Origin of the sequence: Mesorhizobium sp. M0152, from assembly GCF_040322415.1 — a bacterium.
Classification (GTDB): domain Bacteria; phylum Pseudomonadota; class Alphaproteobacteria; order Rhizobiales; family Rhizobiaceae; genus Mesorhizobium.
Genome location: NZ_JAMYTH010000038.1, coordinates 22,977 through 46,449 on the forward strand (window position 1 = coordinate 22,977; position 23,473 = coordinate 46,449).

Genomic DNA, 23,473 nt, shown 5'->3' on the forward strand with positions numbered 1-23,473 from the left:
CTTCACACTTTTCGGCATCATGCTCTAAAAGCAACGTATGTCGGCTTCCGCTTGCGCGCGTTTCAGTTCTGTGCGCGCCGCTTTCGCCGGCGCGCTTTCGCGAAACAACCCTGCGGCCTCCCCCGTCGTCAGCGACATGCTTTTGAAGGTCTCCGCCCTCTCATAGTGATCGTAGGGAAGGATAGAGGCGATAACGTCGATCGAGCAGGAACAGCTTTCAAGCGCCTGACGTGTCTGGCCATTTGTTTGCATGCAGCCGAGCACGTAGTCGGCAACCGCTACCGTCGGGTAATCTCCCGCGGCGCCGGCTGGATTTGCGAAGGCCAGCGTCGCCGTAAAGACCAGCGGCAAAGTAGAAAATCCAACATATCCGATCATGAAGGAACCTCCGGTTGGCCTGGATACGACGCATCCAGACGGGACATCGTGCCAATTGGCGACGCACCGCAAATCCAGTCAAGCTCCCGTGGCCTCCGTATAGGACCAAAGGAGGAATGTCCCATCCGCCGACAAGAGCCCTCCATGACAGCTTCATGATCCGCTCCGTGCCCCGGTTCCAGCGTTCATTTCCCGCCTTGCTCACTATCGGCATCCAACAAGACGCACACATACTTAACCCAGCGTAGTTGGAGAACTATATCTAAATAAGCTCGAATAGGCACCGCATGGAGAATACCGTCATGATAGGGGCCCTATATAAAATCGCGGCAGGCACCAATCCGTTCAATAGTTTACTGGCGGATTATCATCTTACTTGTTTCTTTATATTGCGACGCATCATAATTTATGTTGCACTGCAAGAGAGCAGCATGGGTTTTTGCTTGCCTGGCGTTTTGCAATGACATAGCTTTTTCCCTGTTTCCGGCTTCAAAAGCGCCATCGTCATTAGGGAGCGGCGGCAGTCTTGCGAAGGCCAAGTGGGGCGGGCAGTAACGGTGCCCTCTGCTTGTCGGGGTAGGTCGTGACAGCTGCCGGAAATACTTCCCACATGGATCGCTTGGGCAAGCCCTTGGGGCTTGACGATCGATTCTCCACTGTGAACCCGGGAGGATTTCGGATGCGTGCACTTGCGAAAACTACTTACATACTGACGACCGCCGCGTTTCTGTCGCTCGGCGCGGCCTATGCGGCTTCGGCCAACGAAGACCTTGCAAAGCTCGCATCGGATGCGAAGAACTGGGCGATGCAGACGGGTGACTACGCCAACACCCGCTATTCCAAGCTCGACCAGATCACCGCGGACAATGTGAAAAACCTGCAGGTCAAATGGAGCTTTTCCACCGGCGTGCTGCGCGGTCACGAAGGTGGGCCGCTGATCATCGGCGATGTGATGTATGTCCACACGCCTTTCCCGAACAACGTCTTTGCCCTTGACCTCAAGAACGACGGGAAGATCCTCTGGAAATACGAACCCAAGCAGGATCCGAACGTCATACCGATCATGTGCTGCGACACGGTCAATCGCGGTGTCGCGTATGGTGACGGCAAGATCATTCTCAACCAGGCCGACACCACCGTTGTCGCGCTCGACGCCAAGACCGGCAAGGTCGTCTGGTCGGTCAAGAACGGCGACCAAACCAACGGCGGCAAGGGCGAATCAGGCACGTCGGCACCCGTGGTCATCAAGGACAAGGTGCTCGTCGGTGTCTCCGGCGCCGAATTCGGCGTTCGCGGCTGGATAGCCGCCTACAATCTGAGTGACGGCAAGCTCGCCTGGAAGGCCTATTCGGAAGGTCCGGACGCAGACACCCTGCTCGATCCCGAGAAGACCACCCATCTCGGCAAGCCTGTCGGAAAGGATTCCGGTACGAACACCTGGGAGGGCGAACAGTGGAAGACAGGCGGCGGCACGACATGGGGATGGTATTCCTATGATCCCAAGCTGAACCTCGTCTACTACGGTACCGGCAATCCCTCGACGTGGAACCCGGTCCAGCGCCCCGGCGACAATCGCTGGTCCATGACAATCATGGCTCGCGATGTCGATACTGGCGTTGCCAAATGGCTCTACCAGATGACCCCGCACGACGAATGGGACTTCGACGGCATCAACGAGATGATTCTCGTGGATGGCATGGAAGTCAACGGCGCCAAGCGCGACGTGCTGGTGCATTTCGACCGCAACGGCTTTGCCTACACCATGGATCGCGCCACCGGCGAACTTCTCGTCGCCAAAAAATACGATCCGGCGGTGAACTGGGCGACGGAAGTCAACATGGATCCCAAGAGCGACCAGTATGGCCGCCCGCAGGTCGTGGCCAAATATTCGACCCAGCAGAACGGCGAAGACACCAACTCGACCGGCATCTGTCCGGCCGCGCTTGGAACGAAGGACCAGCAGCCGGCGGCCTACTCGCCGAAGACCGGGCTGTTCTACGTGCCGACCAACCATGTCTGCATGGACTATGAGCCTTACAAAGTGAGCTACACCGCCGGTCAGCCCTATGTGGGCGCCACCGTGTCGATGTATCCGGCGCCTGGCGGTGACGGCAACATGGGCAACTTCATTGCCTGGGATGCAGCCAAGGGTGAGATCGTCTGGTCGAAGCCCGAGCAATTCTCGGTATGGTCGGGCGCATTGGCGACTGATGGCGACGTCGTCTTCTACGGTACGCTCGAAGGCTACATCAAGGCGGTCGATAAGGACGGCAAGGAACTTTACAAATTCAAGACCCCGTCCGGTATCATCGGCAACATCACGACCTACGAGCATGACGGCAAGCAGTACATCGCCGTTCTGTCCGGCGTCGGTGGATGGGCTGGTATCGGCCTGGCAGGTGGCCTGCTTTCGCCCGATAACGCCGCTGCCTGGCATGGCGCCGTCGACCAGGGCCGTGCGCAAGGCGACCAGGCCGCGGTCGTTGGAACCGCTGGTCTGGGTGCAGTCGGCGGCTACGCGGCACTTGCCGACTACACGACACTGGGCGGTCAGCTCACCGTCTTCGGCCTCCCGGACTGACACGCGGGAACCATAAAGCATGCCCGAGGTCCTTGAAGGGATTGAAGGGTTGAGAAAGAGAGCCCCGGCTCATTGGAACCGAGGACGGGGCTCTCTCTTTCGTTGCGCACCAAAACATCGATCAATGCCGCTTGACGACAGCAAAACCGCGTCCATGGCGAACCAAAGGAAGAGTTTGAATGTTTGTTCGCATTGCAATTTCGGCCCTCGCTCTGGTTCTTCTGCCTCTGGCAGGCCCAGGTCCCGCGCAGGCCGACGACAGCATGGAAAAAGCCAAGGCGGTGAAGGAAGAAGGTGGCAAGTATTTGGACGCGGACGGAAATCCTACCTACAAGATCGAGAACGGAACCGTCGATTGGTACACGTTCAGCGGATACCGCCGGTATCACTCCGATTGCCATGTCTGTCACGGACAGGACGCGACAGGTTCGAGCTATGCGCCGGCCTTGGTCAACAGTCTGAAAACCATGGATTACGGGACGTTCCTCTCGATCGTCGCCGAGGGCCGCAAGAATGTGGGCGGCGGCAAGGAAAACGTCATGCCTGCGTTTGGCGACAACAAGAACGTCTATTGCTACCTGGACGATCTCTACGTCTATCTGCGCGCGCGCGCCGATGGCGCGGCGCCCCGCGGCAGGCCGCCCAAGCACGAAGACAAAGCCCAGGCAGCCAAGGATGCCGAAGCATCCTGCATGGGGGGATGATATGACCGGCCGCGTTGAATCGAAGCTGCGCGTCGTCCTGCCGATCCTCGGCGCGATCGCCTTGCTGCCGTCGAACGCGCTGGCGCAAAACGCCGGCCTTGGCGCCGCGGGAGAACTGGTCGATCCCGAGATCCTGCGCGTCTGCGCCGATCCCTCGAACATGCCCTTCACCGACAAGAACGGCCAAGGCTTCGAAAACAAGCTGGCCGAACTGGTTGCCAAGAAGACGGGGCGGAAATCAGTCGCTTACACATGGTTTCCCACTGTCACCGGCTTCGTGCGCAACACGCTTGGAGCCAACCGATGCGACATCATCATGGGCTATGCCCAGGGCGATGAACTGGTGCAGAACACCAACGCCTACTATCGCTCCTCCTATGTGCTGGTGCACCCGAGAGGCAACGGCATGGAAGGCGTCGAAACGATCGAAGATCCGAAACTCTCCGGCAAGAGAATCGGCGTCGTCGAAAGCACGCCGCCAACCGCCAACATGGCCGCCAACAAGCTCTTGCGAACGGCGAAAATTTATCCGCTGGCCGTCGATACGCGGGTCACTCCGTCGATGGGGGAGGTCATGATCAAGGACATGCTCGCCGGCGAGATCGACGCAGCGGTCCTGTGGGGTCCGATGGCAGGCTACTATGCCAAGGAACTCGGCACCGATGTTGCGATCATTCCGCTGGTGAAGGAAAAGACCGGGTCGCGCATGTCCTACCGCATCACCATGGGCGTACGTCCGTCCGACCAGGAATGGAAGCGGACGCTCAACCGGGTGATCAAGGAAAACCAGGCGGAGATCACCAAGATCCTGCTGAGTTACAACGTGCCGCTGATCGACGAACACGATAATCCGATCACGCAATAGGCGGCCGATCACGCAGCAGGTGGCCGATCACGCAATAGCCAGGATGAGCCCGGCAAGAATGTGGCAGGCAATGAAAGGAAAGGAAGCGGTTTTTCTGATGGCGGCGGGTGTGCTGGGCCTTATGGAGCCGGCGTGGGCGGGCGGGGTCGATGAACCCGCAGGCTACCGGCTGGACGAATACCGGGCGCCGGTGCCGGGCACGCTGCGAGGCGCCACGGTGGCGACAACGGAGGAGGCGGAAGCGCTGTGGCGAGCGAAGAAGGCAGTCTTCTTCGACGTGATGCCGAACACGCCGAAGCCGACCAATTTGCCGGCAGGAACGATATGGAGAGACAAGGTCAGAAAGGACATTCCTGGCAGCATCTGGCTGGCCAACGTGGGATACGGCGCTATTTCGAAGGAGACAGCCAGCTATTTTCGCCAAGGCCTCGCGGCTGCGGCTGGCACCGACAAATCACGCGCGATTCTGTTCTATTGCATGACAAATTGCTGGATGTCCTGGAATGCCGCGAAGCGGGCGGTCGAGTGGGGCTACAGCTCAGTGATCTGGTATCCGCTCGGCGCTGATGGATGGGAAAGTGCAAATCTCCCGCTGGAGGAGAAAAAGCCCTACGCGACGAACAATTGAAGGAGGATCACGTTCGACGTTTTGTTTTTCGGTTTTCAAAACCTACCGTTTCATTTGTCCATTTTGAGATTTGATGGACGAGCCATTGCTTCGGTGCCCTGCAATGGCTGGCTAACGACAGGATCGGCCCCTTCGGGCTGGTATAAGAGGAGAAATGTCATGAAGAAGAGCTGGAAGAAACCGACCATGTGTCAGGTTGCTGCGGGCTTTGAAATTTCGCGGTATCTGCCTGCTGAAATTACTCCCAAGAAGTAGGCCGCAGAGGTGCGTGTCCCTGGCAACAGGGGCACGCATCCCCTTGCCGCACGCGGTCTTCGCGGGAGGCTTTGACGCACGCGATCTGGTGATGAAGTCGTTTACGACCGCAAGTTTCCTGCTGATTGAACAAGCCGCAGAGTGGGCTTGGCCATGCGCTTGAAGATCATCGGAGCGGCGGCGGGCGGCGGTTTTCCGCAATGGAACTGCAACTATCGCCTGAGCCGTGCCGCTCGCGCCGGGATGGCTGGCGTGCATTCGCGAACCCAATCAAGTGTCGCCGCATCGGCGGATGGAGCCGGCTGGGTTCTTTTCAACGCCTCGCCCGACATTCGCCAGCAGATCGCGGCAACGCCTGAGTTGCAGCCCGCGCACGATGCGCCGCTGCGTTCGACGCCTATCCGCGCGGTGGTGCTGACCAATGCGGATGTCGATCATGTCGCCGGCCTGCTCAGCCTGCGCGAGCGGCAGCCTTTCGCTATCTATGCAACGACGCAGGTTCTGGCGACGCTGGAGGCGAATTCGATTTTCAATGTTCTCGATCCGGCACTCGTGCCGCGACGCCCCTTGCCGCCGGCGGAAGAACTTGCGATCTGCGATGCAGACGGCCACTACACCGGCGTGACCGTCGAGAGCTTTCCCGTGCCCGGCAAGATAGCCCTCTACCTCGAGCAAAGAAGCCAGCCAGACGCCAATTTCAGCTCCGACACCGGCGACACGATCGGCGTCCGTATCGCCGGTGCCGGCAGTGGCGGCTCGGTCTTCTATATCCCGGGCTGTGCGCGCATCGATGCGACCCTGCGCGCGCGCCTGGCCGATGCCGCCTGCCTTCTGTTCGACGGCACGGTCTACGCCGACGACGAGATGATTGCCGCCGGCGTCGGCCAAAAAACCGGTGCGCGCATGGGGCATCTGGCAATGTCGGGAGAAACGGGTTCCATCGCCGGGCTGGCCGATGTGAGGATCGGCCGCCGTGTCTTCGTCCACATCAACAACACCAACCCTGTTCTGGACGAGGATTCCGCCGAACACGCAGCAGTCAAAGCGGCCGGCTGGGAAGTCGCCCGCGACGGGATGGAGATGGAACTTTGAGTGATTTCCACGACGCGGCCAGAGACGGCCTGTCCTCCAGCGAACTCGAAGCCGTGCTGCGGCAGGTCGGTGCCGAGCGCTATCACAACCGCCATCCTTTCCATCACAGGATGACCAGCGGTGCGCTGTCGAGGACCGAGATGCAGGCCTGGGCGCTGAACCGCTATTGCTACCAGGCTGTCATTCCGCGCAAGGATGCCATGATCCTCGCCCATGCCGAGGACCCGGCGTTTCGCGCCGCCTGGCGCAAACGCATCGAGGACCATGACGGCGAGGACGGCTGGAGCGGCGGTATTGCGCGCTGGCTGCATCTGGCGACCTCGCTCGGTCTCGGTGCCGATGCGGTGAAGAGCGAAAGGCTGGCGTTGCCGGCGACACGCTTCGCGGTCGGCGCTTACCTCTCCTTCTGCACGAACCGGACGCTGTTCGAGGCGGTCGCGTCGTCGCTGACCGAGATGTTCTCGCCGCTCATCATTGGCGAGCGGGTGCCGGCGATGCTGGCCAAATACGATTACATCACGGAGGATACGCTGGCCTATTTCAGCCGACGCCCCGAACAGGCATCGCGCGACGCCGACTTCGCCCTCGCCTATGTGCTCGGCCATGCCGACACGGCGGAACGCCAGCAGCAGGCGATCGACGCGCTGGTGTTCAAATGCGATATACTCTGGGCCATGCTCGACGCGCTTCAGCACGCCTATGGCGAGCCGGGAAACATACCGCCCGGCGCCTTCCGTCCGGAGGCAGCGCGATGATGGCGCTGCGCGAAAGAGCCCTGGTGTCGCCGCGATCGGCGCCATCGCTGCCGAAGCACGTGCGCATACAGTACGATCCCGTGCGTCAGGCGTTCGCCGTGCTTTCGCCGGAAAAGATATTCTGGCCGAACGACATCAGCCTCGACATATTGCGCCGCTGCGATGGACGGTCCACGGTCGCCCACATCATTGCCGGCCTTGCCGCGGATTATGACGCCGAACGGGAGGCCGTGGCGGCCGACGTCATCGCCTTTCTTCAGGAATGGTCGGACAAGCTGTTGGTGAAACTATGAGCGAACCCCTTCTCTCTCCGATCGGCATGCTGGCGGAATTGACGCATCGCTGTCCGCTGCAGTGCCCTTATTGCTCCAATCCGCTCGAATTGCTGAAGGCCAATCGCGAACTCGATACCCGGACCTGGCTCGACCTGTTCTCGCAGGCCGCCGATCTCGGTGTTCTCCAGGTGCATCTGTCCGGCGGTGAACCGACGCTACGCCGCGACCTCGAGCAATTGATCGCAGGGCTTTCGGCGCGGGGTGTCTACACGAACCTGATCACCGCCGGCGTCGGCATTGCCGAAGGCCGCATCGAGGCGTTTGCCGAAGCCGGGCTCGACCATCTGCAGCTGAGCTTTCAAGGCGCACAGCCGGCGACCACCGACCGCATCGGCAACCACAAAGGCGGCCACGAGAAGAAACTGGAGACGGCACGCCGCGCCCGCGCGGCCGGCCTGCCGCTCACCATCAATGCGCCGATCCATCGCCACAACATCGAGGAAGTGCCGGAGTTCATCGAGCTCGCCCTCTCGCTGGACGCGGAGCGGCTCGAGATCGCCAACGTACAGTACGCCGGCTGGGCGCTGACCAATCGCGATCAACTGATGCCCGAGCGTGCCGCGGTCGACCGGCAGGCGGAGATCGTCGCGGCGGCGCGCGAACGGCTCGCCGGCATCATGAACATCGATTACGTCCCGCCGGATTATTTCGCCATCTATCCCAAGCCGTGCATGGGCGGCTGGGCGCGCGACGCCTTCATGGTGACGCCGGACGGCACCGTGCTGCCGTGCCACGCCGCACAGACAATCCCGTCGCTGAGATTTGAGCGTTTCGGACAGCGCAACCTGGCCGAGATCTGGACCGATTCACCGGCATTCAATGCCTTTCGCGGCACCGACTGGATGCAGCAGCCCTGCCGCAGCTGCGAGCGGCGTGAGATCGACTGGGGCGGTTGCCGCTGCCAGGCGATGGCGATTGCCGGCGATGCCGCTGCAACGGACCCGGCCTGCGCGAAATCGCCGATCCATGCCCGCATGGCGACGCTGATCGACCAAGCCCAGCGTACCGCGGCGGTTCCTTCGAAGGATGAACCTTTCGTCTACCGGCGGATCGGCGTCATGACCGAGCCCGCCTGACAATAGCTTGGAAGAAATTATGGTACCGTTGGCTGGGATTGAACCAGCGACCTCCGGATCCACAATCCGGCGCTCTAACCAGCTGAGCTACAACGGCACACTGCCTGGGCGAGGTCGAGGCAGAAACCTGTTCCCCGCTCTGTCGTTCGGCGATGCGTCCTTACGGGCTTATGGATTTTAATTCAAGGCTTTTGGAAAGCAAAGATCGGTCGCCGACATCGGTGCGAGATTCATCGGCAACGAAAAGAACACCAGACATAAGAAAAAGGCCGGCGGGAGGAGGTGCCGGCCTTTTCCTGTTACGAGCCAGCGGGAGGAGGTGCTGGCTGGTCACCCCGGGAGCAGAGGGAGGAGGTTCCACCCGCCGGGTATTCGTTGATGGCTGCCATCATACGCGTGATCGGTTTTAAGAAAATGCGACCTTTTGCTGCATCTTCCGATCATGCGTAAATATTAGGCAACCTTAATGTCCTTCATCGCCTTCTCGAAGGCGGCCTTGATCGGCTTGGAAACGTCCTCGGCCGCCTTGGAGGCGACGGTCTGGAAGTCCTTGGCCTGCTCAACGCTCATCTCGACGCGCTTGCGCAGGAAGGCGGTCTGCAATTCGACGACTTCCGACAGCGACTTGGCGCCGATCAGGGCTTCGAGATGCGAGAAGCCGGCTTCGGCGTTGGCGCGCAGTGCCGCGATGCTCTTCAGCGACAGATCGCTGGAAACGGTCTTGGCGGTCTCGTAGGTGGACTCCAGAGCCTTCTGGGTCTCCTCGGCGCCGGTCTTGAGCTTGGCATAGGCTTCCTTCGACTGCTCAACGCCCTTCTCGGCGAAAGCGCGGATCTGGTCGGTGGCCTTGGAAGCGTCGAAGCTCGGAAATTCGACGTTTTCGATCGTCTCGGCAGCGGTCTTGGTCCTGGACATTTTCCATCCTTTCAGCGGCTTTGACAGAAAGCCGTCTCATTCATGTATGATGGCAATATAAAGGCAAATTTTGTGCAATGCAATATCCTTGTTGCACTGCACCATAAATTTCCTCGCGCCGTTAACCAAACGGCTAGATTCCATCCTTTGCACGTTCTGGCTTGTGGACCTTCGCGCCGTCGGCTTTTATTAACAAAGCGTTAACCGCAAATTCGCCGCCCCGAGGTCCGCCAAGCGCATGCCGTCCGATTATTCCTTTCTCGATGTCGCCGTGCTCGACGCGGTCCGCCAGCGGTTTGCCGCCGGCGACGCGATCGCGATCCTGTCGGCGGACCTGGAACAGGTGATCTGGGCCAATGGGCCAGGAGCCGCGGTATTCGGCTATCCCTACATCGAGGCAATCATCGGCGCCTCGGCGCGGCTGCCTTTGATCGCCCGCCGCCAGATCATGGCGACCAGCGGCTTTCCGGAGATCGGCAGCGACCGCGCCGTCACGCTCAGGTTGGCGACCGGCATGACCAGTCGCGCCGTCGGCTTCCTTGCCAGCGCGGTGACGCTGCCCGATGGCGAGAATGCGATCATGCTGACGGTGCCTGCGGCGCAGACAGGCTCGCGAAGTGCCGCTGAGATCGCCAGCCGCGCGATCGGCGGCTTTACCGAAGACGGTCATTTCATCGCCTTCATCGATGCCAAGGGCAATGTCGAGGCCGCTTCCGACGGGTTTTCGGCACTGGGCATCCAGCCCGCGACGCTGGCGGCACTGGTGGCCGATGTGGCTGCCGAGGGCGACCGCATCGTCAAGCGCCTCGTTCCGGGCGGAAACACCTCCTACCCGGCCGGCCTCGCCCGGCTGACGCCGGAGCGGCATCTCCTGGTCGTGATCGACGAGGACAAGATAGGGGACGCGGACGGAACTCCGGCGCGCGACCCTTCCGCGGCGACGGAGCGTCCCGCCTATGAAACCGGTACCGGTGCGGCAATAGCGGCCGACAGCGGCACCGCGCGGTTCCAGCCCGAACCGGACAACGAGCCGGCAGTTGATGTTTCGCGGACGGAGACGGTTGCCGGGCAGACATCGGTTGCGGCAGACAATGACCAGCCACCGATGGGTGGCGCACCGTCGCAGCACGACCATTGGTACTTCAATGCCGGCGAGAATGACAGACGACCAGCGCCGCCCGAGCCGGACGCTGAAACCAGAGCTGGCCAAACCCTCGGCGAAAGGCCCGCGGAAAGTGCCGGGCAGGACGACATCGAGCCCACCTCGCCGGCTCCGGCCGAAACGCCAGCCGCCCGGATGATAGACCGCACAGCCGCACCGATGCGGTTTGTCTGGCGCACCGATGCCGAAGGCAAGTTCAGCATGCTGTCGCCGGAATTCGCCGATGTTGTCGGCAAGCCGGCGGCCGACGTGATCGGCCGGCGGTTCAGGGATGTCGCGGCGGCCTTCAGCCTCGATGCGTCCGGCGAGATCGCCGGCCTGCTGGAACGGCGCGACACCTGGTCCGGCCGCTCCGTGCTGTGGCCGGTCGTCGGCACCGACCTGAAGATCCCAGTCGACCTGGCGGCGCTGCCTGTCTATGGCCGCAGCCGTGCCTTCGAAGGTTTCCGCGGCTTCGGCGTCGCCCGAACCGGCGATGCGGTCATCGACCCGGAAGCAATCGGCATGGCACTAATGCCCAATGGCCGGGCTCCGGCGACACCGGAACGGCAGGCCGTCGAGCCCATAGTCGAACAGGCGAAGGGCGAAGAGCCCAAGGCCGAGGAGCCAGAGGGCCAGGAGTCCGGGGCATCCGATCCGTTCAAGGGCGAAGTGCCGGCGCTGACCATCGTGCCGAAACCGGAGCGCCGCTTTGCCGACAAGGTGATCCGGCTGGCCGAACACCGGCAGCCGGCCAACGACAAGGGCCTGTCGACGCTGGAACGCAGTGCATTCCGCGAGATCGGCGAACGGCTGAAGAAGGACAGTTCGCCGGCCGAGCCGCCAGAGACTGAAAGACCCGGCATCGACACCGCCGCGGAGCAGGTGATCGAAAAGACGCCTGTGGCGGGAACAACAGAGACACCGACGGCCAAGACCGAAGCTCCGGACGAAGCTGCCGGAATGGGTTCATCGCCCTCCGATACGGCGCCGCCCGAGGCAGCGACAGGTGCCGACGAGATTCCGGCGGCGCCGGATGGCGAAGCTGTGCCGGCCGAGCCATCCGAGAGCGATATCGATGCCGAGGCCGCAGAGGACCTTGCCCGGCTTGATGGCGGTCACCCGGACGAAGCGGATCGAGAAGAACCCGCCGAAACCACCTCAAGTGTCACCGGCTCGCTGCTCGACTATGCCGACCGGAATGACCAGCCCGGTTCAATCGCTGAAAAGAGTGACGAGCCACCGGCCTCGGAGCCGGTCGCGGCGGAGCATGACGGCATAGGCGACGATGACAGCATGACGTCGGCCGATTTCCGCGATGCCGAGGACAGCGAGGACTGGGCCGACGGCGACGAAGCCGCCGCGGCCGATGAGCGGACATCCGCCGAAGAAACCGCCGGCGCGGGCAGCCCGGCGGAGACGCCCGTCGAGCGGCCACGCCTGCAGGTGCCGCCGCTCAAGGCGGAAGGGTTCGTGCCGTCGGCCTTTTCGGCCGGAGACGAGCACAGGGCTCCGGATACCACGTTGCTGGGAAAACTGCCGGTGCCGCTGCTCATTCATTCGGGCGATCAGTTGCACTACGCGAACCAGGAGTTCCTGGACCTGACCGGATACGCGACGCTCGACGATCTGGCCGGCGCCGGCGGTCTGGGCGCGCTGTTTGCCGATCCGTACGCCGATGACGGAGCCTCCGATGGCGGCGACCGGCCGCTGCGGCTGAAGACGCAGGGCGGACAGGAATTCCCGATCGAGGCCATTCTGCGGTCGGTGCCCTGGCGCGACGGTAAGGCGCTGATGCTGGTCGTGCGCCGCTCCGGCGAGGAAGACGTGCCGGCGGCCCTGCACGCGATCGGCGAGGAGCAGACACAGCCGGATATTCCAGAGCTCAAGGCACGCATCGCCGAGATGCGCACCATCATCGACACGGCAACCGACGGCGTCGTGCTGATCGGCAATGACGGCACCATCCGCTCGATCAGCCGCCCGGCCGAAGCGCTGTTCGGTTTCGACAGCGACGACGTGACCGGCAAGCCATTCGCCTCGCTGTTTGCCATTGAAAGCCAGCGCGCGGCGCGCGACTATCTCACAGGCCTGTCCGAGCCAGGCGTGGCGAGCGTGATGAACGATGGCCGCGAGGTGATCGGGCGCGAGGCGCAGGGGCGCTTCATCCCGCTGTTCATGACCATTGGCCGGCTCCCCAACGACAGCGGCTTCTGTGCCGTCGTGCGCGACATCACGCAGTGGAAGCGGGCTGAAGAGGACCTGACGCAAGCGCGCGCGGTAGCCGAACGCGCCTCCTCGCAAAAGACCGATTTCCTCGCCCGCATCAGCCATGAGATCCGCACGCCGCTCAACGCCATCATCGGCTTTTCCGAACTGATGGTCGACGAGAAGTTCGGGCCGGTCGCCAACGACCGCTACCGCGACTACCTGCGCGACATCAACCGTTCCGGCAACCACGTGCTCGATCTTGTCAACGACCTGCTCGACATCTCGAAGATCGAGGCCGGCCAGCAGGAGATGGCGTATGAGGCGGTGTCGCTCAATGACACGCTGGCCGAGACCGTGGCGATGATGCAGCCGCAGGCCAACCGCGAGCGCGTCATCATCCGCTCCAGCTTTGCGTCGCGGCTGCCCGAAGTGGTGGCCGACCTGCGCAGCGTGCGCCAGATCGCGCTCAACATCCTGTCCAACGCCATCCGTTACACGCAAGCCGGCGGCCAGGTGATCGTTTCGACCGCCTACGAGACTTCAGGCGACGTGGTCATGCGCGTTCGCGATACCGGCATCGGCATGAGCCCGGCCGAGATCGAGCAAGCGCTGAAACCATTCAAGCAGATCAATGCGCTGAAGCGCGGGCGCGGTGACGGAACAGGCCTTGGTCTGCCGTTGACCAAGGCGATGGTGGAGGCCAACCGCGCGCGGTTCACCATCAATTCGACGCCTGGCGAGGGAACCTTGGTGGAAGTCGCCTTCCCGTCCACCAGGGTGCTGGCGGAATAGATCTCGCCCCGGCGATCTCCTTGTTTTGGCGCAATTGCGGACGGTTCCACACTCTGGAATTGCGCCCACACAAGAAAAAAGGCGCCCGGGAGGACGCCTTAGAAATGAGATTGCTGTCACAACGGGGGCTTGAGCGAATTCAGATCCTCCGGGGGCTGAGGAACGGGATTTCTCCCTCAAGTTACGCACGACTATCGACGCCGGGACTTAACAAGTCCTTACCGGCGCCGCGAAAAATTTACGAATGTGTACCACTCGTGAAATCTAGGTAAATTCGAGCGAGATATTTCGTTAACCATGGCGGACGGGCCCTATTCGGCAAGCTGCGGCAGGTTGCGAAACAGCTCCAGCGCTTCCGGGTTGGCGAGCGCCTCCTTGTTCTTGATGGCGCGGCCATGCACCACGTCGCGTACCGCAAGCTCGGTGATCTTGCCGGACTTGGTGCGCGGGATGTCGGTGACGGCGACGATCCTTGCCGGCACGTGTCGGGGGCTTGCTCCGCTGCGGATCTTGGCGCGAATGCGTTTTTCGAGGTCCTCGTCCAGCTCAACGCCAGCAGCCAGCCGTACGAACAGAACGACGCGCACGTCATTGTCGAAATCCTGGCCGATGCACAGCGCCTCGAGGATCTCGGGCATCTGTTCGACCTGGTTGTAGATCTCCGCCGTGCCGATCCTCACGCCACCTGGGTTGAGCGTTGCATCGGAACGACCGTGAATGATCATGCCGCCATGGGCGGTCCATTCGGCGAAGTCGCCATGGCACCAGACATTGTCGAAACGCTCGAAATAGGCCGCGTGGTATTTCTTGCCGTCGGGGTCGTTCCAGAAGCCGATCGGCATTGACGGAAACGCCTTGGCGCAGACCAGTTCGCCTTTCTCCTGCTGGACCGGCTTGCCTTCGTCATCCCAGACATCGACGGCAAGGCCGAGGCCAGGTCCCTGGATCTCGCCGGTCCAGACCGGTTCGATCGGCACGCCGAGCACGAAGCAGGAGACGATATCGGTGCCGCCGGAAACCGAGGCCAGATGGACGTCCTTCTTGACGCCGTCATAGACGAAGCGGAAATCCTCGGGCGATAGCGGCGAACCGGTGGAGGAGATCGCGCGCACGGTCGACAGATCATGGCTACGGATCGGCTTGAGACCGGCCTTGCGCACGGAATCGATGAATTTGGCCGACGTGCCAAAAAAGGTCATTTTCTCGGCATCGGCGAAATCGAACAGCACATTACCGTCGGGGTAGAAGGGCGACCCATCGTAAAGCAGCAGGCTCGCACCGGAAGCGAGGCCGGACACCAGCCAGTTCCACATCATCCAGCCGCAGGTGGTGAAGTAGAAGAAGCGGTCGCCGTCGACCAGACCGGCATGCAGACGGTGCTCCTTGACATGCTGGATCAGGGTCCCTCCGGCCGAATGGACGATGCATTTGGGAATGCCGGTGGTTCCCGACGAAAACAGGATGTAGAGCGGATGCGCGAACGGCAACCGCTCGAAGGTCAGCTGCTTCGGGCCAAAGGGCGACAGCGCCTCCTCCATCGCCACGGCCTTGTCGATCGTATCGGCAATGTCGGCCGAAGTGCCGAGATAATCGACGACCAGGACCTTGCGAACGGTGCCGAGCTTGGCCGCGACAGCGGCGATCTTGTCGGCGATCTCGATCGCCTTGCCGTTGTACCAATAGCCATCGGGCGCGATGAAGACGACGGGCTCGATCTGGCCGAACCGGTCGAGCACGCCCTGTTCGCCGAAATCGGGGGAACAGGAAGACCACACCGCGCCAATCGAGGCGGCGGCCAGCATGGCGGCGACGGTCTCGGGCATGTTGGGCATCATCGCGGCAATGCGGTCGCCCTTCTTCACCTTGAGTGACAGGAAAAGCTGCTGCAGGCGCGAGACCAGGCCCTCGAGCTCGTTCCAGGATAGCCGCCGCTCGACCTTGTCCTCGCCGCGAAAGACGATGGCCTCGCCCGCGCCGGTCTTCTTCAAGAGGTTCTCGGCGAAGTTCAGGGTGGCGTCAGGAAAGAACGATGCGCCGGGCATCCTGTCGCCATCAACCAGCACGGTCTCGCCCTTGTCGCCAACGATCCCGCAGAAGTCCCAGACGAGGCTCCAGAACGCCTCGCGATCCGCGACCGACCAGCGGTGCAGGTCGGCATAGGAGGAGAGCGCAACGCCGGTTTTCGCGGCCGTGGCCTTCATGAAAGCAGTCAACGGCGAGGCGTCAATCTGGTCCTGCGTCGGGGTCCAGAGCGGTACTTCGGCAGCCATGATCGATCCTCCCACGGTCGCCATCGCTTATGCATATCGCCGCGCAGCAGAGCAAGATTTTGTTCGGTCGAAGCCGCCAGGTGTGCGCAAATGCCATCGCCGGGCCATAAAGACTTGAAATGCCTCAGCCCTAAGTCGTAGTGACGACTGGGGTTACACCCGTCGGACGATTCTTGTCGGAATGGAAGACACGGGGCATATGCCATCATCCTTGATCCGCCGCGGAATATGGGCGATCGGCGCTGCCGTGATCGTCATCGCGCTGGTGGTCGCCGCCCTGCCGCTGATCGCCTCGACCCGTATCGTGCGCGACCGCATCGCCTGGGAGATGAGCGCATGGAGCGGCTTCCGGGTCGCCATAGAGGGCTCTCCTCGCATCGAGGTCTGGCCGAAATTCCGCGCAATTCTGACCGACGTGACACTGTCGAAGTGGACTGACGTCGACGCGCCGCCCGTCGTCGAGGCCGAACGGGTCGAAGTCGATCTGTCGGCCATGGCTGCATTGCGGGGCGACGTGGTGTTTTCCACGGCGAGGCTGGTGCGGCCGACGATCCGGGTCCAGCGCACGGCAAACGGCTTGTTCCTGCCCACCGTACCGACCGGCGGCCGTATCGCCCGCTCCATCGATGCGGCGCGCGGCGTGGTCAGCGCCGATCCCGCCAAGCCCGATCTCGACAAGCTGCCCGCCGACACTTTCGGCACGGTGGAGTTCAGGGACGGCCGCATGGTGGCCTCCGTCAACGGCAAGGACGTCGAGGTCCTGAGCAGTCTCAGCGGCCAGGCGACCTGGGCGGCGATGAACAGCAATGCCACCTTGTCGGCAACCGGGATCTGGCGTGGCGAGAGCGTCGCCCTCGATATCGCTTCGGCGAAGCCGCTGGTGCTGTTTGCCGGGGGCATGGCTCCGCTTATCCTGTCTTTCAAGGCAGCACCCGCAACCTTCTCTTTCGACGGCATGGCCAGCATGTCCGAAAACGCCTATTTCGACGGTCAGGCGAAGTTTTCGGCGCCCTCGCTGCGCCGCGTGCTGGAATGGTCGCAGGCCGGCATCGCGCCGGGCGCCGCGATCGGCTCGGTCAGTATCTCGAGCAAGGTCACGGCAACGACCGGACGGATCAAGTTCGAGAACACCGCGCTGGCGCTGGACAACAATCCGGGAATGGGCGCGCTGGACCTGTCGCTTGGCGATGCACGGCCGGTGATCTCGGGCACGCTCGCCTTCGATACGCTCGACCTCAGATCGTTTCTGTCGGCCTTCACGCCGCTCGGGCCGGGAAGTGGGGCGGAACCGAGCGAAGTCGACCCAAGTTTCGCCGACCGGATCAATCTCGATCTCAGATTGTCGGCGGCACACGCGACTGCGGGCAGCATCCAGCTTGCCGATGTCGCCGCCACCGCCCAGGTCAAGGACGGTCTTTCGGTTTTCGATATCTCGGACGCCTCGGCCTTCGGCGGCAATATCCAGACCAGCCTTCGTTTCGACCGCAAGCCCGAGGGCACCCAAGTCGAGATCCGGCTGCTGGCCTCCGATATCGACGGAGGCGCTTTCGGCACCGCCGCCGGGATGACCCGGCTGGTGCCGGTCGGCACGGGGACCGTTTCGGTGATCCTCAAGGGGCCGGGCAGGACCTGGGATTCGATCTTTGAAAACGCCGACGGTTCGGCGTCGGCTACTTTCGGGCCCGGCGCGCTCAGCAAACTCAACCTGCCAGCCTTTCTCAAGCATACGCAGCAAGGCGGCTTCTTCGCGCTCGACGATGTCTCGGACGGGACATTGCCGATCGACGGCGCCGAGTTGAAGGCAACCATCTCGAAAGGCGTGGCGAGGCTGGACAAGGCCGAGGCCAATTCGGCGCAATACAAGATCTGGCTGTCTGGTATCGCGTCCTATGCCGGGCGCGGACTGGCGCTGTCCGGCGGCGTCATCCAGCCGGACCAGGCAGCGACGCAGGCAAACGCCCAGCAAGGCCCCAGCCAGTCGGCCTTCTTCGTCGGCGGGACGTGGAGCACGCCGTTCATTTCGCCGATAAGCCGCGGCGTCTCGGGCGAATAGGCCGCCGCTGCGCCTGACCCTACCCGCGCTGCGCGACCTGTTCATCGAGCTGGCGCTGCACCTCACGCCGCTTGTTGGCGATCGAAGCGAGGATGACGCCGACCGCGACGACGGCGATCAGAATGGTGCAGGCGGCGTTGATCTCCGGCGTCACGCCGAGGCGGACCTGACTGTAGATTTTCATCGGCAGCGTGGTTGCTCCCGGCCCCGAGGTGAAGCTGGCGATGACCAGGTCGTCGAGCGACAGCGTGAAGGCTAGCATCCAGCCGGACACGATCGCCGGCAGAATGACCGGCAGCGTGATCTGGAAGAAGGTCTTCACCGGCGTTGCGCCTAGGTCCATCGCCGCCTCCTCCAGCGAACGATCGAAGGAGACCAGGCGCGACTGCACGACGACCGCCACGAAGCACATTGTGAGCGTGATGTGGGCGAGCGTCACTGTTAGGAAGCCGCGGTCGAGGCCGACGGCAACGAAGAGCAGAAGCAGCGACAGGCCGGTGATGACTTCCGGCATGACCAGCGGCGCGAACACCATGCCGGAAAACAGCATCCTGCCCCGGAAGCGCGTGTAACGCGTCAAGGTGAGCGCCGCCAGCGTGCCGAGCACGGTCGCCACCGTGGCCGAAATGACGCCGACTCGCGCCGTGACCCAGGTGGCGTCCATCAGGCCCTGATTGTGGAATAGCGACACGTACCATTTGGTCGAGAAGCCGCCCCAGACGGTGACGAGCTTGGATTCGTTGAAAGAGAAGACGATGAGCAGGACGATAGGCAGATACAGGAAGGCAAAACCCAGCACGATCGAGGTGACGTTGAAGCGGCTCCAGGTGGTGTTCATTTGTCCTGCTCCTGGGCGCGCGCCTGTGCCTGCTGGAAGAGCATGATCGGCACGGTCAACAGGAGCAGCAGGATGACGGCAACCGCGGACGAGACCGGCCAGTCCCGGTTGGCGAAAAACTCGTTCCACAAGGTTTTGCCGATCATCAGAGTCTGCGAGCCGCCGAGCAGATCGGGGATCACGAACTCGCCGACGGCGGGAATGAAAACCAGCAGGCAGCCGGCAATAACGCCTGGCAGCGACAGCGGAAACGTGATCTTCCAGAAGGCGGCGGTCGGCGGGCAGCCGAGATCCTTGGCCGCCTCGATCAGCGAATAGTCCATCTTTTCCAGCGACGAATAGAGCGGCAGCACCATGAAGGGCAGATAGGAGTAGACGATGCCTATGAAGATCGCCGTATAGGTGTTGAGGATCACCAGCGGCTGGTTGATCAGATGCAACGACAGCAGCAGCTGGTTGAGCAAGCCTTCCGGCTTCAGGATGCCTATCCAGGCATAGACCCGGATCAGAAACGACGTCCAGAACGGCAGGATGACCAGCATCAGCAATGTCGGGCGGATCGTCGCCGGCGCGCGCGCCATGCCGTAGGCTATGGGATAGCCGACGATCAGCGTCAGCACGGTCGAGATCGCCGCAATGATCAGGCTGGTGATATAGGCGTTGAAATAGAGCGCGTCCTGCGTCAGCCAGGCGTAGTTGTCGAAATTGAGGTCGCGGAACCCGGCGAAGAAATCGGCTACGCCGTCCTTGAAATCGAGCACCGGCGTGTAGGGCGGCATGGCGATCGCCGTCTGCGACAGCGAAATCTTGAAGACGATGATGAAGGGGACGAGGAAAAAGAACAGCAGCCAGAGATAGGGGACGAGGATGACGAGACGGCTGGTGAAACCGGCGCCCAGCCGCGCCAGGAACGGCTTGGCGACGGCCGGCAGAGTGGCGGCATCGGTGGCGGCGATGTTGGACATATCGGCCCCTTATCGTGCCAGCACGACGCCGGCGTCCGGCCGGAAGGACACCCAGGCGCGGTCGTTCCAGGTCAGCGGATCCTCGCTCACGCGTGCCGCGTTCAAGGCGCTAGCCCGAACGATCTGCCCATCGTCCAGCCTGACGTGATAGACGGTCATGTCGCCGAGATAGGCGATATCATAGACTTCGCCCTCCAGCGCATTGACGGCATCGGCCGGCTTTTTCGACGTCACCTTGATCTTCTCCGGCCTGATGGCGAAGACGATGTCGGCATTGGCGGCGGCGCCGCCGCCATTTTCGACAAGGATCTGGGCTCCGCTGGCTCCGGTGATGCGCGTCGTGTTCGCCGAGCGCTCGGCAATTTTGCCCTCGAACATGTTCACGTTGCCGACGAAATGCGCCACGAAGCGCGACGCCGGGGCTTCATAGACTTCCGCCGGCGTCGCAACCTGCATGACCTCGCCCTTTTCCATGATGGCGATGCGATCGGCCATGGTCATCGCCTCTTCCTGGTCGTGAGTGACGACGACGAAGGTGAGGCCAAGCTCCTGCTGCAAGTCCATCAGTTCGAACTGCGTTTCCTCGCGCAGCTTCTTGTCGAGCGCGCCAAGCGGCTCGTCGAGCAGCAGCACCTTCGGCCGCTTGGCAACCGAGCGCGCCAGCGCGACGCGCTGGCGCTGGCCGCCGGAGAGCTGGTGCGGCTTGCGCTTGGCGAACTGCTCGAGCTTGACCAGCTTCAGCATGTCTGCAACGCGTTTTTCGATATCGGGTTTGGGCATGCCTTCCTGCTTGAGGCCGAAGGCGATATTCTTCTCCACCGTCATATGCGGGAACAGCGCATAGGACTGGAACATCATGTTGACCGGCCGGCGGTGGGGCGGAATGCCGCGCAGGTCCTGGCCGTCGAGCAGGATACGGCCAGCCGTCGGTTCCTCGAAGCCGGCGAGCATCCTGAGCAGCGTCGACTTTCCACAGCCGGAGGCGCCGAGCAGGGCGAAGAATTCGCGCTCGAATATGGTCAGCGACAGATTGTTGACGGCGATGAAGTCACCGAACTTCTTGGTGACGTTTTCGAACTGGATATATGGCTTGGCTTTCGGGTCGTTCCATGGCGCAAAATCCCTGCGGATGCTGCCAAGCGATTTCATATCCCCACTCCGTCCTGTTTCTTGCTTCTTGCCCCGAGAGAAATCGACCCCGGCAGACGCTGCCGGGGTCGTATCCATTGCTTACTGGCCGGTGACGATCTTGGTCCAGGTGCGGGTGATGACGCGCTGGGTCTTCGGATCGTATGGCGAGACCGTATAGAGCTTCTTGATCGTCTCGGCATCGGGATAGACGGAAGGATCATCCAACAATGCCTTGTCGACGAATTGCTGCGACGCCTTGTTGCCGTTGGCGTAGAGCACATAGTTCGACGATTTGGCGATCACCTCAGGCTTCATCATGTAGTTGATGAATTCGAGTGCCTCTGCGACGTGCGGCGCATCGGCGGGGATCGCCATCTGATCGAACCACATCTGGGCGCCTTCCTTCGGCACGGAATAGCCGATTTCCACGCCTTGCTTGGCCTCGACCGCACGGTTGCGAGCCTGGAACACGTCACCCGACCAACCGACCGCCAGGCAGATGTCGCCATTGGCGAGGGCGTTGATGTACTCGGAGGAGTGGAATTTCCTGATAAAGGGCCGAACCTTCATCAGCGCCTCCTCGGCCTTTGCGATGTCGTCGGGCGAGGTGCTGTTCGGATCGAGGCCGACATATTTCAATGCCGCCGGGATGATGTCGGAGGGCGAATCCAGCACGTAGACGCCGCAATCCTTCAACTTAGCGAGGCTCTCGGGATTAAAGAACACATCCCAGCTGTCGATCTTGTCGGTGCCGAGCGCTGCCTGCACCTTCTTGATGTTATAGCCGATGCCGACCGTACCCCACATGTAGTTGACCGAATACTCGTTGCCGGGATCGTACTTCGCGGTTGTTTCCGAAACCGTGTCCCACATGTTGGAAATGTTCGGCAGCTTCGACTTGTCGAGCTTCTGGAACACGCCGGCCTGGATCTGGCGCGCGAGGAAGTGGCCGCTGGGCACGACGACATCGTAGCCGCTGCCGCCTGCAAGCAGCTTGGTTTCAAGGATTTCGTTGGAATCGAATGTGTCGTAGACGACCTTGATGCCGGTTGCCTTGGTGAAATCGTCGATGATCGAACTGTCGATGTAATCCGACCAGTTGAAGACGTTGACGACGCGATCCTCGGCGTGACCGCCGAGCGTGAAAAGCGCCAGAAATGCCGAAGTCGCCGAAAGCCAGAGCGCTTTGCGGATCATGCTATTCTCCTTTGGTGAGTGTTCCATCGCCGGCTCGTCGCGGCATTCTCGCGCGGCCGGGCATTTGCTTTGAGACTATTGAGCTTTCTAAGGGGCGACAAGCGCCAATTGCCGCGCAAAACGCGGCCGCAAGCGATACTCGCCCCCGATTGTCCCGGGCTGGAAGAGATGACGGCGCCGTCAGAAGCTTTCGCCGCCGCGCGGACAGAAATACAGGAATGTGATCCGGTCTCGATCGAGCCGCCGGGGGGACTTGGCAAGATGGGCCTGTCTTGTTGTTGCCGTGTTCCCAGCCTGCCCGGGTGGCAGCAACATTGTCAATGGCAAAGCTTCAGCGCCCTGCATCAATTGGGCGAAGGCACGCCGGTGACCCCTGCACGCTGCGGCCGCGCCTGGCGCTTGAACTCGAGCCCGATATGGACCAGCAGCGCCGCCACCACCACCGCGCCTCCGATAATGGTGCGCCCGGACGGCACCTCTGAATGGATGAGCCAGACCCATACGGGTCCGAGGATCGGTTCGAACGTGCCGAGCAGTGCCGCGACAGCCGCCGGGATCAGGCGCGCGCCGGTGGCGAAGAAGGCCAGGCCAATGCCGAGATTGACCACGCCGAAAGCGAAGAGAAAGCCCATGTCGCTGGTCGATACGGCGAAGGTTGAGGTCTGCGAAGCGGCAAAGCCGGCCGCCAGGATCGTGCCGAGACAGGTCGCCGGCGTCATGCGCACGCTGGAGAACCGCCGGGTGATGACGGTGGCGATCGAGAACATGACCGCGATCAGCAGCGCCAGCCCGTCGCCTATCGGCGAGACGGCGCCATCGAGCGATTCCGAGACCATGATGGCAACGCCGGTGATGACGGCGGCGATCGCCACCCAGGTCGCGACAGCCACTCTTTCGCGAAACAGCGCCCAGGCAAACAGCGCCGCCAGAAGCGGCACGCCGGCCTGCATCAGCAGGATATTGGCGACGGTTGTATAGGCAAGCGCCACGACGAACGCGGTGGATGCGGTGGCGAAGCAGAAGCCGACGGCAAGGCCCGGCAGGCCCATGCCGCGGAACATTTTCGACATGCCGCGCCAGCCGTCGCGCCAGATCATGAAGCAGATCAGGAAAGCCGCTGCCCAAACGGAACGCCAGAAAACAATCGTCCAGCTGTCGCCGGCGGTGATGAAGCGGGCGATGGTGCCGCCGAAACTCCACATCAGCGCCGACAGGAAGACCAAAAGCATGCCGACGCGCTCCTCGCGGGGCGAAATGGCTGGCGATGCGATGTTGTTCATGGCTGCCACTG

Annotated in this window: 19 protein-coding genes and 1 tRNA gene; 11 read left to right on the top strand and 9 right to left on the bottom strand. The window is 62.2% G+C overall.

Annotated features, from left to right (window positions below):
• Positions 1–24 precede the first annotated feature (24 nt).
• Positions 25–378: a hypothetical protein gene (locus NKJ26_RS27340; RefSeq protein ID WP_352598288.1), complete on the bottom strand. Its 354-nt coding sequence runs from the start codon at positions 376–378 to the stop codon at positions 25–27.
• 805 nt (positions 379–1,183) lie between these two features.
• Here NKJ26_RS27340 and NKJ26_RS27345 point away from each other — a divergent pair.
• The 9 genes from NKJ26_RS27345 to pqqE all read left to right on the top strand — a co-directional run bounded on the left by NKJ26_RS27345 (position 1,184) and on the right by pqqE (position 8,669).
• Entirely contained in the window at positions 1,184–2,959 is a 1,776-nt protein-coding gene (locus NKJ26_RS27345; protein WP_502903213.1) for a methanol/ethanol family PQQ-dependent dehydrogenase, read from the top strand.
• Positions 2,960–3,138: 179 nt separating this feature from the next.
• The gene (locus NKJ26_RS27350; RefSeq protein WP_352598290.1) at positions 3,139–3,663 is read left to right on the top strand and encodes a c-type cytochrome, methanol metabolism-related; all 525 of its coding nucleotides are present in this window, start codon (positions 3,139–3,141) and stop codon (positions 3,661–3,663) included.
• A gap of 1 nt (position 3,664) precedes the next feature.
• Positions 3,665–4,528, top strand: a complete 864-nt coding sequence (locus tag NKJ26_RS27355) for a substrate-binding domain-containing protein (RefSeq protein ID WP_352698408.1) — start codon at positions 3,665–3,667, stop codon at positions 4,526–4,528.
• A gap of 70 nt (positions 4,529–4,598) precedes the next feature.
• Positions 4,599–5,156, top strand: a complete 558-nt coding sequence (locus NKJ26_RS27360; RefSeq protein ID WP_352698410.1) for a PQQ-dependent catabolism-associated CXXCW motif protein — start codon at positions 4,599–4,601, stop codon at positions 5,154–5,156.
• A 159-nt stretch (positions 5,157–5,315) separates the two neighbouring features.
• The gene (locus NKJ26_RS33645; protein WP_155915029.1) at positions 5,316–5,411 is read left to right on the top strand and encodes a hypothetical protein; all 96 of its coding nucleotides are present in this window, start codon (positions 5,316–5,318) and stop codon (positions 5,409–5,411) included.
• A gap of 153 nt (positions 5,412–5,564) precedes the next feature.
• Positions 5,565–6,503: a pyrroloquinoline quinone biosynthesis protein PqqB gene (gene pqqB / locus NKJ26_RS27365; protein ID WP_352698439.1), complete on the top strand. Its 939-nt coding sequence runs from the start codon at positions 5,565–5,567 to the stop codon at positions 6,501–6,503.
• Positions 6,500–7,258 carry a pyrroloquinoline-quinone synthase PqqC gene (gene pqqC, locus NKJ26_RS27370; RefSeq protein WP_352698412.1) on the top strand — a complete coding sequence of 253 codons (759 nt, stop codon included), beginning with the start codon at positions 6,500–6,502 and terminating at the stop codon, positions 7,256–7,258. Before pqqB ends, pqqC begins: the two co-directional genes overlap by 4 nt.
• Positions 7,255–7,551 (top strand): pyrroloquinoline quinone biosynthesis peptide chaperone PqqD, encoded by a 297-nt coding sequence (gene pqqD, locus NKJ26_RS27375; protein ID WP_352598293.1) that lies wholly within the window; start codon positions 7,255–7,257, stop codon positions 7,549–7,551. The genes pqqC and pqqD overlap by 4 nt, the downstream gene beginning before the upstream one ends.
• Positions 7,548–8,669 (top strand): pyrroloquinoline quinone biosynthesis protein PqqE, encoded by a 1,122-nt coding sequence (gene pqqE, locus NKJ26_RS27380; RefSeq protein WP_352698414.1) that lies wholly within the window; start codon positions 7,548–7,550, stop codon positions 8,667–8,669. Before pqqD ends, pqqE begins: the two co-directional genes overlap by 4 nt.
• Positions 8,670–8,689: 20 nt before the next feature.
• Here the strand turns inward: pqqE and NKJ26_RS27385 are convergent.
• Both NKJ26_RS27385 and NKJ26_RS27390 read right to left on the bottom strand, forming a co-directional pair.
• Positions 8,690–8,766: transfer RNA gene (locus NKJ26_RS27385), tRNA-His, on the bottom strand.
• 356 nt (positions 8,767–9,122) lie between these two features.
• Positions 9,123–9,584: a phasin gene (locus NKJ26_RS27390; protein ID WP_352598295.1), complete on the bottom strand. Its 462-nt coding sequence runs from the start codon at positions 9,582–9,584 to the stop codon at positions 9,123–9,125.
• Between the two features lie 238 nt (positions 9,585–9,822).
• Between NKJ26_RS27390 and NKJ26_RS27395 the strand changes: the two genes are divergently transcribed.
• Positions 9,823–13,728, top strand: a complete 3,906-nt coding sequence (locus NKJ26_RS27395; protein WP_352698416.1) for a PAS domain S-box protein — start codon at positions 9,823–9,825, stop codon at positions 13,726–13,728.
• A gap of 311 nt (positions 13,729–14,039) precedes the next feature.
• On the opposite strand, the gene NKJ26_RS27400 is transcribed toward NKJ26_RS27395, so the two are convergent.
• Entirely contained in the window at positions 14,040–15,998 is a 1,959-nt protein-coding gene (locus NKJ26_RS27400) for an acetoacetate--CoA ligase (protein ID WP_352698418.1), read from the bottom strand.
• A 199-nt stretch (positions 15,999–16,197) separates the two neighbouring features.
• On the opposite strand from NKJ26_RS27400, the gene NKJ26_RS27405 reads away from it, so the two are divergent.
• Positions 16,198–18,051: an AsmA family protein gene (locus NKJ26_RS27405; protein ID WP_352598298.1), complete on the top strand. Its 1,854-nt coding sequence runs from the start codon at positions 16,198–16,200 to the stop codon at positions 18,049–18,051.
• A 19-nt stretch (positions 18,052–18,070) separates the two neighbouring features.
• On the opposite strand, the gene NKJ26_RS27410 is transcribed toward NKJ26_RS27405, so the two are convergent.
• From NKJ26_RS27410 to NKJ26_RS27430, 5 genes are all read right to left on the bottom strand, one after another.
• On the bottom strand, positions 18,071–18,889 hold the full coding sequence (locus NKJ26_RS27410) for an ABC transporter permease (protein WP_352698420.1): 819 nt from the start codon (positions 18,887–18,889) through the stop codon (positions 18,071–18,073).
• On the bottom strand, positions 18,886–19,854 hold the full coding sequence (locus NKJ26_RS27415) for an ABC transporter permease subunit (RefSeq protein WP_352698422.1): 969 nt from the start codon (positions 19,852–19,854) through the stop codon (positions 18,886–18,888). The genes NKJ26_RS27410 and NKJ26_RS27415 overlap by 4 nt, the downstream gene beginning before the upstream one ends.
• A gap of 9 nt (positions 19,855–19,863) precedes the next feature.
• Positions 19,864–21,003: an ABC transporter ATP-binding protein gene (locus tag NKJ26_RS27420; protein WP_352698424.1), complete on the bottom strand. Its 1,140-nt coding sequence runs from the start codon at positions 21,001–21,003 to the stop codon at positions 19,864–19,866.
• Positions 21,004–21,084: 81 nt separating this feature from the next.
• Positions 21,085–22,182 (bottom strand): polyamine ABC transporter substrate-binding protein, encoded by a 1,098-nt coding sequence (locus NKJ26_RS27425; RefSeq protein ID WP_352598303.1) that lies wholly within the window; start codon positions 22,180–22,182, stop codon positions 21,085–21,087.
• Between the two features lie 344 nt (positions 22,183–22,526).
• On the bottom strand, positions 22,527–23,462 hold the full coding sequence (locus NKJ26_RS27430) for a DMT family transporter (protein WP_352698426.1): 936 nt from the start codon (positions 23,460–23,462) through the stop codon (positions 22,527–22,529).
• Between the last annotated feature and the right edge of the window lie 11 nt (positions 23,463–23,473).